This window comes from Flagellimonas pacifica (genome assembly GCF_900215465.1).
Lineage (GTDB): Bacteria > Bacteroidota > Bacteroidia > Flavobacteriales > Flavobacteriaceae > Flagellimonas > Flagellimonas pacifica.
Window position 1 is genome coordinate 272,323 of the sequence record NZ_OBEH01000003.1, and the last position, 14,008, is coordinate 286,330.

The 14,008-nt window shown below is 36.2% G+C and carries 5 protein-coding genes; 4 read left to right on the forward strand and 1 reads right to left on the reverse strand.

Annotated elements, in window-relative coordinates:
- Positions 1–126: 126 nt before the first annotated feature.
- The gene (locus tag CRO15_RS11070; RefSeq protein WP_097045892.1) at positions 127–4,206 is read right to left on the reverse strand and encodes a hybrid sensor histidine kinase/response regulator transcription factor; all 4,080 of its coding nucleotides are present in this window, start codon (positions 4,204–4,206) and stop codon (positions 127–129) included.
- 374 nt (positions 4,207–4,580) lie between these two features.
- On the opposite strand from CRO15_RS11070, the gene CRO15_RS11075 reads away from it, so the two are divergent.
- From CRO15_RS11075 to CRO15_RS11090, 4 genes are all read left to right on the forward strand, one after another.
- Entirely contained in the window at positions 4,581–5,945 is a 1,365-nt protein-coding gene (locus CRO15_RS11075; RefSeq protein ID WP_097046196.1) for a Gfo/Idh/MocA family protein, read from the forward strand.
- Positions 5,946–5,966: 21 nt separating this feature from the next.
- Complete coding sequence (locus CRO15_RS11080) at positions 5,967–8,942, forward strand: SusC/RagA family TonB-linked outer membrane protein (RefSeq protein WP_097045893.1); 2,976 nt, start codon at positions 5,967–5,969, stop codon at positions 8,940–8,942.
- A gap of 19 nt (positions 8,943–8,961) precedes the next feature.
- Positions 8,962–10,620, forward strand: a complete 1,659-nt coding sequence (locus CRO15_RS11085; protein WP_097045894.1) for a RagB/SusD family nutrient uptake outer membrane protein — start codon at positions 8,962–8,964, stop codon at positions 10,618–10,620.
- Between the two features lie 67 nt (positions 10,621–10,687).
- Complete coding sequence (locus tag CRO15_RS11090; protein WP_097045895.1) at positions 10,688–14,008, forward strand: VCBS repeat-containing protein; 3,321 nt, start codon at positions 10,688–10,690, stop codon at positions 14,006–14,008.

A 14,008-nucleotide genomic window follows, 5' to 3' on the forward strand; every position in this document is an offset into this window, starting at 1 on the left:
AACAATTAGAAGGTTTCGGTCCCGAAATTGAAGATGCTTTATCAAAGGTTGGAAATGGACTAAAAACTATGCAAATGCATTTAAAAGAACTTACTGAATAAAGGTGCAGAATTTGATGAATGGATATTAAATAGTACTGTCTATATGATATTTGGAGAGATATTTTTCAATGTTCTCTTCAGTATCAGCCGATTTCTTAAAATCTTTTGGGGTTGTTCCAAACTGATTTTTAAAACTTTTTGAAAAATATTTAGGGTCATTGAACCCAACTAAATGAGCCGCTTCAGAGATTGAATATCCAAATTTCACCAAAAGTACAGCTCCCTTTTTTAAGCGTATTTCCCTTGTAAAATCAATTACACTGACACCAGTAACATTTAGGCATTTTCTGTATAAACTTGAGTAACTCATGTTTAACGACTCCGCCAACTGTTGTACCTTAAATTCTGGGTCTTTTATGTGCTTATTGATATTTGTGACCAAATTCTCTAAGAAGATTTCATCCTGTGATTTACTTTGGGAAAACTGGGGCCTATTAATCAATTCTTTCCTATATTTTGAGATGATATGTTCTTTGGACAACAAAATATTGTTCACCTTCAATAGAAGTTCTTTGGTATTGAACGGTTTATTGATGAATTCTACCGCACCGGTCTTTAATCCCTCAATTTTTGCCTTTGTTGAATTCTTGGCTGTCAGCAATACAATGGGAATATGTTTTGTTAAATTATGCTTGTTCAATTCCTTGCACATTTCTATACCATCCATTTGTGGCATCATTATATCACTTATTATTAAATCAGGGACATTGTTTTTTGCATGATAAAAACCTTCTTCTCCGTTATCGGCCAGTAGTATGTTGTATTGAGAAGATAAAAGTTCTTTCAGAAATTGCTGAAGCTCAAAATTATCTTCAACGATGAGTATACTTTTTCTACCAGAATTGGTTATCGGCTCTTGTAAAGTTTTTTCATCGTCATTCAATTTTGTCTCTGTTTTTTGATTGTCAATAGCTATTTTTTCTTCATCCTTATATGACTTTTCTGCTATGGGAATTTTTATGGTAAAAGTGGTTCCCTCATTTGGTATGCTATGTACTTTAATTTTTCCTTTATGTAGGGTTACCAATTCTTTGGTAAGAGCTAATCCAATTCCAGCTCCTTTTGCTTTTCTGTTGTTACCCGACCGATAGAAGATTTTAAAAATTTTGTCGAGCTCATCTTTTTGTATTCCTTGACCAGAGTCTGATACGGAGATTTTAATAATACTTTTTTTGACAATAGGGGAGACGGATAATTGTACATTACCTTCAACTGGAGTGTACTTAAAGGCGTTGGATAGTAAATTGTATAATATATGTTCTAGTTTTTCTTTGTCGTACCAAGCATTGTTCAGGTTTTTAGGGCAGTTAATGGAAAAATCTATTTGTTTGTTCCTTGCAATTTCTTTAAAAGACATACAAATACTGGTAATATCAAGATATAGATTGTTCCTACTTACCAACAACCTCAATTTACTTGCCTCCTTATTTCTAATTAGAGTAAGTTCTCGGGCAATTCTGCTAAGCCTACCGGCGTTGTTTGATATAATATTCAATCGCTCTTTAAGAAGCATATTGCCATTGAGTTCGGCACGTTTGAGCATATCTTCAATAGGTCCAAGAATTAAAGTGATAGGGGTCTGGATTTCATGTGACATTTTAGTGAAAAAATCTATTTTTGCGTTGTGAAGGTCCTGTTCTTTGGTACGAATTATTTTATTGATCAACAATTTTTTCCTTAGTCTATACCATTTGATGATACCAAAGGCCAACAACACCAAAAATGTACCATAAATAATGTGTGCCAATGGTTTGTTCCAAAATGGTTGCGCAATGGAAATAGCTATTGTTTTGCCAAAGCTTTTAGAGAGGTCATTCATTTCATGGCCCTTTATCTCCAAAGTGTATTTGCCCGGGGGTACATTGGTGTAAGTGGCCAATCCTTCAGTATATGAATTCTTCCATTCATCATCAAACCCGATCAATTTATAGGAATAGGAATAATTATGATTTAATATGTTATCTATTGCCGCAAAGCGAATAGAAAAGGAAGACTGATTGTACGCAAGATCAAGATTGTTCAAATTAAAAACTTCAGATTTAATTTGTTTGGGAAGCAAATCTTTGGCTGGTTTATTCAGCACCTCAATATCATAGACCATCAACTTGGGATTTGATGGGGTCTTGGTCAATTCATGGGGATAGAAATAGGTGACGCCTTTTGTATTTCCAAAGTAAAGCTGTCCATCACTATCCTTGAAAGTGCTGTTAGACATGAAATTACCATTGGGTAATCCATCAGAAGAATAATAAATTTCCGTTGTTTGGGTTTCACTATCCAAGTGCACAATGGCATTGTATATGCTTGCCCAAATATTGTTTTTATCAATATAGTTAATAGCAATAAAATTAAAATCCCTTATTGCCCCAATATGTTCAAAATTTGAGAATGTATTGGTTTGGGTATTGAATGTTGCAAGTTTGTTGTGTTCATCTATTAGCCAAATTTTATCATCTCCACCCGGAGACATTGAAATCACCCTTGAAATATTCTCTTTTGAATCTGCTTTGAAATTTTCGAAAAATGAATGTTCAATATTGTCGTTATTTTCTATAAACTTGAACAAGCCCCCATTATATTGCCCTATCCAAAGAGTACCAGTTTTGTCTTCTGTAATACTCTCTGCGATAACTCCTTGTAGTCCATTCTCATTGTTTCCAAATGTTGCTAATAGTTTTTGGTTGGAATCATAGATATTCAGCGAAACGTTTGACCCCACCCATATTCTATTTTTAGAGTCTTTGTACAAAACCCTGATATCCTTTGCAATTTGCCCTTTACTGTTTTTAACCGGTAAAGCTTTAAAAGTATTGGTGTTGGAACTGTGATGCCATAGTCCATTCCGGTAAGTTCCAAATAGAAGATCAGCTTTGTCATCTTCAATCATGGATTGTACATAAAAGTTGTTCTTGGCATCATTAAAATACTGCTTTGCCATACCGTTGTTTCCAATTCTGGTAAGTCCTGCACCATCTGTTCCTATCCATAATGACTTGTCACGGGCCTTTAAAACACTTAATACCCGCATTGGAATATTATTTTCTGACCCGGTGTGATAGTTTATGTTTTTATTGGTATTTGGAATAATATTTAAATTTCCATATTTAGTGACCAACCATATGTTTTTGTGATTGTCCTCGCTTACATCCAATATGGTATTGCTTTCTATAGAAAATTCATCAAAGTAATTCTTCTTAAAGACTTTTACTTGGCCAGTTTTACTATCAATCTTGTATAATCCATTTCCATCAGTTCCAGCCCAAATATTTTTGCTGCCATCCAGATATAGGTTTAAAAAAAGTGAAGAGGAAAGGTTCTCTATATCTCCTTTAAAAAAGCCACCTGATATTATTTTTTGTTGAGCAATATCATATATATGAAGTCCATTTGCTTCAGTCCCAATCCAAAGACGATTTTCACTATCCATTTTTAGAACAATACCACCGGGATAATCCGTAAAAGGGCCAATAATTTCCGTTTGCCTGCCCGATTGAACGGAATATTTATAAATTTTACCTTTGGTAGTTCCTACATATACATTGTCATTTTTGTCAAAATCCAAATTGTTGACCGTATTGTCGGCCATGTTAATATTTGGTATAGTTGTGATACTATCAAATTTCTGGTTATGATATTTATATATGATTCCTTCTTTAGAGGCCATCCAAACTTGCTTGCCATTTGGCCTGATTTTTTCAATCGATTTTTTCAGTTTATGATTGAAACGTTCAAATTGTCCAAGCTGCGCATCGTATTTAGCTAGGAGACCGTCTCGAGTAATGATCCAAATATTCTTTGAATTATCATTTATAATAAAATCGATTCGATCATCTTTCTGTATGGTTGGAAAAATACTTTTATTATCGATCAAGGAAAAACTGTAGCCATTATAGATCAATATACCATTGATAGCTGACATCCATATGTTTCCCAATGCACCTTGGGCAATATTGCTGACAAAAAACTGCTTATTATTATGACTGGGAACTAGAGATTTAAAATTGCCTTGGTCCTGTCCAAACATCTGCATCCCAGCACTTCCAAACATGACAAGAGCCAAGGTGATAGTTAATGTTTTAAAGGAAAAAGGTGACAAATATTTCATTTCTTATGACAGATGACCTGATGATAACAAATTTGGCATTTCTTCCGCAATATTAATACGGCATTTCTATTAAAAAGGTGGAATATCTTGTCATATGGTCACAATCAACCCACTTTTTAGACATTTTCAATTAAGAATACCTTGCATTCTGTTGTGCCTCGAAACCTAGGTGAGGATAAATTCAACAGTCTAAATAATATACTATCAATACCTTATTAATAGCACTTACCCTTTTGTAAGATCCAAAATCTTTCAAAAAGGGGTAATAATATGTCAAACCTAGTTTAAAAGAAGAATTGAACCCCTTTTTTGATTGAAAACCGTAAAAGCATTATTTGATAAAACCCTCAAATTTGGACAAAAATATACCAAGAATGAGTTCTAGAAGAAGTTTTGTCAAAACAACAGCATTAGCTTCAGCAGGTATTGCGATGGTACCTGATATGGCTTTTGGAAAAAAGTTAAACAGCTATAACGATAAATTAAAGTTGGCTTTTATTGGAGTGGGTTTAAGGGGGACAAATCATCTAAACAATGCCTTGCATAGAAAAGATGTTGAAATCACCGCCATTTGTGATATAGATCCTAGACGTATTGAGATTGCCTTAGAACATATTGACAAAGCGGGTTTTAAGAAACCTCAGGTCTTTGGTAAAAACGATCATGACTATCTGAATCTGCTTGAACTAAAGGAAGTAGATGCGGTGATAATAGCAACCCCTTGGCTGTGGCATACAAAAATGGCAGTAAATGCAATGAAAGCTGGAAAATATACCGGTTTGGAAGTTTCTGCTGCAAATACCATTGAGGAGTGCTGGGATTTGGTAAACACGCATGAAGAGACTGGCAGTCATTTAATGATTTTGGAAAATGTAAATTATAGAAGGGATGTTTTGGCAGTACTAAATATGGTAAAGCAAAACGTTTTTGGTGAATTATTGCATTTTACATGTGGTTACCAACATGATTTAAGAGGGGTAAAGCTTAATGATGGTAAAACGGCATACGGAAAAGGAGTCGAATTTGGAGAAAAGGGAATTTCCGAATCCGCCTGGAGAACACAACATTCATTATTGAGAAATGCAGATGTGTACCCTACGCACGGTTTGGGTCCTATAGCTGTAATGGCAGATGTAAATAGAGGTAATCGTTTTGTCTCTTTAACATCTCATGCCACAAAAGCCATTGGATTAAATAAATATATCATTGATAATGGAGGTAAAGATCATCCCAATGCCAAATTAAAATGGAAACAAGGCGATATAATAACGTCCACTATAGAAACATCTAATGGAGAAACCATTATTGTAACTCATAATGTAAATACTCCACACCCTTATTCTTTAGGATTTAAAGTGCAAGGAGTTCAAGGACTTACAGATTTTGATTACCACACGCAGCGAATACACATTGAAGGCGTTACCGAAGGACATGGTTGGGAAAAAATGGATGCTTGGTTTGAAAAATACGATCACCCCTTATGGAAAAAATATGGAGCTAGCGCTAATGATGCAGGGCATGGGGGCATAGACTTTTTTGTTTTAAATGCTTTTGTAGAATCGGCTAAAGAAAATATAACACCTCCTATGGATGTATATGATGCCGCTGCTTGGAGTGCGGTTACTCCACTATCAGAAGTTTCAATAGAAAATAATGGTGAACCTCAGGACTTTCCTGATTTTACCAGAGGTTCATGGATAAATCGCAAACCATATAACTGGATAAAAGAAAACTATTAATTAATCACTAAATAACTCTATATGAAAAACCGAACATTAAATTTATTAATTCCTTTATTTCTCTTCTCCATATTTTCATGGGGTCAAGAGAAATCAATAACAGGTACTGTCGTTGATGGTGCAGGGGCACCAGTAATAGGTGCCAACGTCATAATCAAGGATAAAGCGAGAGGAGCTGTGACGGATTTTGATGGGAAGTTCACTATTGGTAATGTGGCTTCACAGGATGTTTTGACCATATCTTCAATTGGATATGTAACCCAAGAAATTGTTATTGGCAACCAAACAGACATTACGGTTACCCTTCAAGAAGATGTAAGTCAATTAGAAGAGGTGGTTGTTGTTGCGTATGGAACGCAAAAGAAGGAAACCGTGACCTCTTCTTTGGTGAGTATCAAATCTGAAGAATTAACGGATGTAACAACACCTGAAGTTTCTTCAATGTTACAAGGAAAAGCCGCAGGTGTGCAGGTTACCGCATCAGGCGGTGGGCCGGGAAGCCAGCCAAGTATCCTGATAAGAGGGGTTGCTTCTTTAAATGGACAGGTTACACCACTTTGGGTAGTTGATGGTGTAATACAGCATGGAGCACCAGTAATTAACCCAAATGATGTTGCCGACATTTCTTTGTTGAAAGATGCTTCAGCCACTGCATTGTATGGTTCCAGAGGAGCCAACGGGGTTGTTTTGGTGACCACAAAAAGAGGGAAAATTGGAGCTAAACCCCAACTTAATATTAGTAGTAAAGTTGGGATAAACCAGTTTACCTCAGGCCCTTTCAAGGTAATGGACTCTCAGCAGCTTTATGATTACCATCAAGAAATGGGTATTGAGCAATCTTGGTTTTCGGAAGATTTACTGGGTCGTGATAACGACTGGTTGGAAGGTGGTACCAAAGATGCCATTGTTAATGATCATAATGCCACTTTTACCGCAGCAACGGATAAACTTAGCCTATACCTTAATGGAGGTTATTATAATGAAGAAGGAACATTGCGTGGCAATGAGTTGGATAGATTTACTTTTAGAACAAACCTAGACTATAAAATTTCTGACAAACTTACCATCAAGCCAAAAATTGCATTTAGTTTTGATGATAGACAAGGTACTGCCGAAGCTCCCTTGTACGAATTGTTTTTAAACTTACCTTGGGACCAACCTCAATTTGATGACGGCACATTTGTTAATCCAAATGACCTGCCTGTAGATTACTTATGGTACGGTAGAGATCAAAGAAACTACTTCTTTGACCAACAATGGAACTATAGTGATAGTAACACTTTTAATTTAAGCGCAAATTTTGATTTTGAGTATAAAATTATACCGAATCTAAGCTACATCTCTACCAACAACTTTACTTTGTTCAGAGATAAGGATTTTGCTTATACAGATCCTAGATCTAACGGTGGTCAGGCGGATAATGGAAGTATTAGAGAGGACTCCGCAAATAGACGTACAAGGTTGACTACGCAGATGCTAAAATATTCTAACGTATTCAATGATGACCATACCATAAATGCATTGGTTGCTTTTGAATATAATGATTATGACTATGAGTATTTTAGAGCCGTAGGTATAGGTATAGTTCCTGGATCACAAACTATTGGAAGAGCTGCTGAGGCCAAAGAAACTGAAGGTACTAGGAATGATTATGCTTTCCAATCGTTTTTTGCTGCTGCAGATTACGACTATAAAGGGCGCTATTTTGCTAAAGCTTCTTTAAGAAGAGACGGGTCTTCAAGATTTGGTAAGGATAATCAATATGGTACTTTTTTCTCCTTTGGAGCTGGATGGAACATTCATAAAGAAGATTTTTTTAATGCAGAAACCATTAATGAACTTAAGTTAAGGGCTAGTTATGGATCTGTAGGTAATATACCTACAAATCTGTATGGACATCAAACATTGTATAGTCTGTCTGGTAATTATGATGGTGCCCCAGGTGCTATTTTGTTTCAAAGCCCTAACCCAGATTTAGGTTGGGAACAGACTTATGAGGCCAATTTTGCCTTGGATACAAGATTTTTCAATAGGTTAAACCTAACTTTAGAGTACTACCATAAAACCACTACTGATTTATTATGGACAAGGGAGTTACCAGATGATAGCGGATTTGACTATAAATTAATCAATGCGGCAGATATGGTAAACAAAGGATTTGAAGCTGCTCTTTCTGCTGATTTGGTGCAAAATGATGACCTAAATATCAACATTGGGTTTAATATCGGTATCAATAACAATGAAATCACTGGTTTGGTTGATGATTTAACTTCGCTGCCTGTTGGAAACAAGATCTGGGAAGTAGGAGAAGATACCGGTACTTGGTATATCAGAAAATGGTTGGGTGTGGATCCACAGAGCGGATTGGCACAGTGGGAAGTAGTGGATGAAGATACCGGAGAAACATCTGAAACAAGCGACTGGAATGCTGCCACATTACAAAAAGTAGGTACTTCCACTCCAGATTTTATCGGTGGATTTAATACAAACATAACCTACAAAGGGTTCTCGCTAAGATCAAATTTCAGTTTTTCTCAGGGAGGAACCGTTTACAACGCTTCTCGCCAACTTTTTGACTCTGATGGATTTTATCCTACATTCAATCAAATGGTATTGGATGATGACTGGTCAAGATGGCAACAACCAGGAGATGTGGCAACCCATCCAAATCCGGTTAGAGCACGTGAAGCAAACGGGGGAGATGAAACCCAAATCACAAACAGGAGATCTTCAAGATATCTAGAAGATGGAAGTTATTTGAGATTGAACAATGTTACATTTTCGTATAACCTGCCAAAAGATGTCTTAAGTAAAATAGGGTTGAACAATGCCCGCATTTATGTGACTGGAGATAACTTGTTCACGCTTACCAAATTTACAGGCGCAGACCCAACAATTGCAAATTTAGCAAATGATACTGCCTCTGATAGAGGAAACATTTCCTTGGGTTATCCAATTCCAAGAAGGTATGCACTTGGTCTTAATCTAACATTCTAACGTTTAAAATATTAAGAAAATGAAAAAAATAATTTATGGTGCTTTGTTTGCACTTACAAGTATTTTTTATTCTTGTGATATAGAAAGGTCTACTTATGATGATATTTCTGCCGAAGATTTGTTTAAGGACCCAGATGCGATTCAAGTTGCAGCCATAGGTAACTATGCTCTATTAAAAGGAGATACAGGTTATGATGGTTGGGTTGATGATTTACATAGAATTTCAGAATATGCTGGAGATAACATTACCTTGAGTGGTAGTACAACAGATAATTTGTTTTTCCTATATAACTATCAATCTATTACCACAAATAGTAGGGTAGCTAGGTTTTGGTCTAATTCCTACAAGATAATCGTAGGGGCAAATACAATAATAGAAAAACTACCTGAAGGTGAATCTGTTGAAGAAGACCAGCTGTTGGGTGAAAATTATTATTTAAGAGCCTTGGTGTATTTTCAAATGGGAAATGTGTTTGGGAGACCTTACAACCAAGGAGCCTCAAATCTATCCATTCCTATTAAGCTAACCACAGATCCTGACGAAGCCCTTACCAGAAATACGGTAGGAGAAGTACATGATCAGGTTGTGTCTGACTTGTTGAAGGCAGAATCCTTAATGACTATCAATAAAGGAGCTTCATTTGCTTCTAAAGGATCGGCACAAGCCTTGTTGTCAAGAGTATATCTTTATCAGGAAAATAATGCTAAAGCTCAGGAGTACGCTGATAAAGTGATAAATTCTGGAGAATACTCATTATTGTCCAATGAGAGATTTTCTGTTATGAACACTTTAAAACCAACTGACAACGAAGAAGCTATTTTTGCTGTTACCCTTAACACCAATTCTGATTTATCAGGGCAATGGGACGATTGGTTTACCATTGGCTCATTTTATGCTTCTATTGAAGGAACAGGTTGGGGAGAAATGTATGCTTCTAGGTCTTATTTGGATTTGATCGATCAAAATCCTGATGACGCAAGAAAATCGTTTATAGATCCACAGTATTTAACCGATGAGGGTGGAGAAAGAATACCAGCTGTTTATTGGGTTGATGAGAGTTATGTATATCAATTTGCAAGAACAACAGATACTGGAGGTACAATAACATTTGATTTTGATGGCAATAATTACACATTGCAATCTGAAGACGTAGGAGGGGAAACCGTATATTATTTTAACGGCCCAAGCGGACGACAAGATGTAATCTTCGATTTTGATTTAGAAAAAAGAAATGGTCATCCAAAATTCTTTATTCTTAAAGCTTCATTACAAGAAGATGATGTACACCTATGGTCACCTATGGTATCCAGATTGGCAGAAATGTATTTGAACAAAGCAGAAGCATTGGCCAAGTCAGGTTCTGATCAAGAAGCCCTAAACAATATCAATATGCTAAGGCAAAGGGCAGGTGTGCCAGAGTATACATTGGGAAGTTTACCTGCTGGTAAATCTGTTCTTGATGTGGTGTTGGATGAACGTAGGCTGGAATTAGCTTATGAAGGCCATAGGAGATACGATATTTACAGGAATGGATTGACGTTGGACAGAAGGTATCCAGGAACGCACTTAGCTGCGGGATCGGCATTTTTTGAAATACCCTCAACCCATCCTAGAATAATTGAGTTTATTCCAGAACAACAGATTATTTTGAATCCTGCTCTTGAGCAGAATCCATAAATAAGAATTAAACTCCCAAGAAAAGACTTAAATTCCTTTTCTTGGGAGTCTCTTTATAAAAGCAAGTATGCCTATCAAAAACCTTACATATTGTTATTTGGCCATTTGTACAATGGCAATCTCTTGCTCTAAATCTATTGATGATATATCACAAAACAAGCTATTTTCCGAAGTACCAGCGGAAATATCGGGAATAACGTTTACCAATAAAGTAATGGAATCAGAGAAGCTGCATTACTATAAGTACCTATATATCTATATAGGTGGAGGTGTAGCCGCTGCAGATTTCAATAATGATGGACTTCAAGACTTATTCTTTACTTCAAACATATACCACAACAAACTATTTCTCAATAAAGGCAATTTCAAATTTGAGGACATAACCATCAAAGCTGGGATTAAAAAAAGAGCCGGTTTTGATACCGGTGTATCTGTGGCTGATGTGAACAATGATGGTTTTTTGGATATTTATATAAACAGGGCAGGTTGGTACAACGGAGAACAGAAACTGGCCAATATGCTATATGTTAATAATGGGGATTTGACTTTCACGGAAAAAGCTGAAGAGTTTGGATTGGCAGATACCAATCGATCTATAGCTTCAACTTTTTTTGATTATGACAACGATGGGGATTTGGATGTGTACATCGCCAATGCACCTTCAGGGATAGGACATACAGGTAAAGTCCTAGACTTAAAAAAAATACAACAAAGTAAAGAAACCGCCGCTTTTAAAAGCAGTGACAAACTTTATAGAAATGATGACGGTCATTTTATAGATGTATCCATAGAATCCGGTATTCTACCAGAAATGGGATTTGGCCTTAATGCACAAGTAGGAGATTTGAACAATGATGGTCTGCTCGATATTTATGTAAGCAATGATTTCATCATGCCTGATTTTGCATACATCAATAACGGTAATGGTACATTTACTGATAAAAGGAATGAACTCTTCAAGCACATATCATACTATAGTATGGGTGCGGATATTGCAGATGTCAATAATGATGGATTGCAAGATATGATGGTGCTGGACATGAGCCCGGAAGATTACATAAGGTCCAAGACTACCATGTCAATGATGTCAATAGATAGATTTCATACCATGGTGGCCAATGACCACCATTATCAATATATGCACAATGTTCTTCAGCTAAATAATGGTAAGGGAAATTTCAGTGAAATAGCGCAACTGTCTGGTATTGCAAAAACAGATTGGAGTTGGTCTGCTTTGTTTGCCGATTTTGATTTAGATGGTTATGATGACCTCTATGTGACCAATGGCATCTATAGGGATGTTGTTGATAGGGATGTTAATAATGAAATTAACAAGTACATCAATCAAAACAGAAATAACCTAAAAGAACAGGATTTCTATAAGTTCACCCAAAAATTGCCCCAACAAAAATTAACCAATTATCTTTTTAAAAATGAAGGGGATTTAACCTTTAGCAATACAACCAAAGAATGGTCAGACTTAAAGGACTCTTTTTCTAATGGTGCAGTATATGTGGATTTAGACAATGACGGAGATTTGGACATTGTGACCAATAATTTGGATGAAAATGCCACCATTCTAAAAAATAACAGTAGGGAGCATGACAAGGGTAATTATTTACAAGTAACCTTTGACGGGCCAGATAAAAACCCTTTTGGAGCTGGAGCAAAAGTTGATGTGTATGGTGAAAATGGCTTACAGAAAACAAAACAGCTTGTTAATTCAAGAGGCTATCTATCTTCAACCTCAAATAAACTGCATTTTGGTTTAGGGCAAAATAATGCTGTAGATTCTTTGAAAGTGACCTGGTTGGATGGAAAAGAGCAAAAAATCTACAATGTCAAGGTCAATCAATTGATCAATATAGAGTATGGCGAAGGGAGCGCAACCTCAGAACAGTTACTGGCCAATGAAGGAAGCACTATTTTTACTGAAGAACCATTCAATTTTTCGCATGACGAAAATGATTTCAATGATTTTGATATCCAACTGTTGTTGCCACATAAACTTTCAAGACTCGGGCCTGCTGTAGCTAAAGCTGATTTGAACAATGATGGTGTTGATGACATTTTCTTGGGAGCTGCTCATAACGAGATTCCAAAAATTTTAGTATCGGATAAAGAAGGAAACCATAATTCCATTATAGTTCCAGATTTCATTAAAGATAGAATGTTTGAAGATGTGGCAGCTTGTTTTTTTGATGTGGACAATGATGGGGACAAAGATTTATATGTTACTAGCGGAAGCTATGAATTCATTGAAGACAAGGCAGGTTTACAGGATAGGCTGTACATTAATCATGGTAATAATAACTTTAAAAGAGCACGTACAAAATTGCCTACAATTACTTCCGTAGGTGCTGTTGTGATTGCTTCTGATTATGACCAAGATGGAGATGAAGACTTATTCATTGGAGGTAGGGTAATACCTGGAAAATATCCTTACGCACCAAAAAGCACTTTGCTTTTAAACGAAGGTAAAGAGTTTAGGGATGCAACTAGTGAGCTTGCACTAGATGTTGAAGAAATTGGGATGGTGACAACTGCAGAATGGGCAGATATTGATAATGACGGAGATCAAGACCTAATTGTTTCTGGGGAATGGATGGGAATAGAGGTGTTGATAAACGAACAAGGGAAACTCTCCAAAAATGAAAAATACAAACACCTTTCAGAGCAGACTGGCTGGTGGAACAAGATTGTTCTAGAAGATCTTGACAATGATGGTGACCTGGATATAATTACCGGAAACTTGGGGCTCAATTACAAGTTTCATGCATCACCCGAAAAACCATTCCATGTCTATACCAACGATTTTGATAAAAACGGAATTGAAGACATTGTTTTGGCTAAACATTACAAAGAAAAACTGGTCCCTGTACGAGGAAAAAATTGCACATCACAGCAGATACCTTATTTAAAAGAAAAGATAAAAACCTACCAAGAATTTGCAAACAGTGATATACAACAGATTTTAGGAGAGGAAATAACAAACGCGGTTCATTTGCAAGCTGTGGAATTTAGATCTGGATATTTCATGAATAATGATGGGCAGTTCCAATTTGTACCTTTTGCTATCGAAGCACAGTTGAGCCCTATAAACAGTATAGTTTACCATGACTTTGACAATGACTCCGTAAAAGATTTAGTGTTGGCAGGAAACAATTATGGTTCAGAAGTGGAGACAACTAGGGCAGATGCTGGCGTTGGAACATTTTTAAAAGGAATTGAAGGCAATAAGTTCGCTTATCAGAAGAATTTGAACACTGGATTTTATGCCGATGGGGATGTCAGGGGTATACAACTGATAAAACAAGGTGATAATCAGGATATCTTAGTTATCAATAATAACGGTGGTCATCAACTTTATAAAATAAACAAACAATAA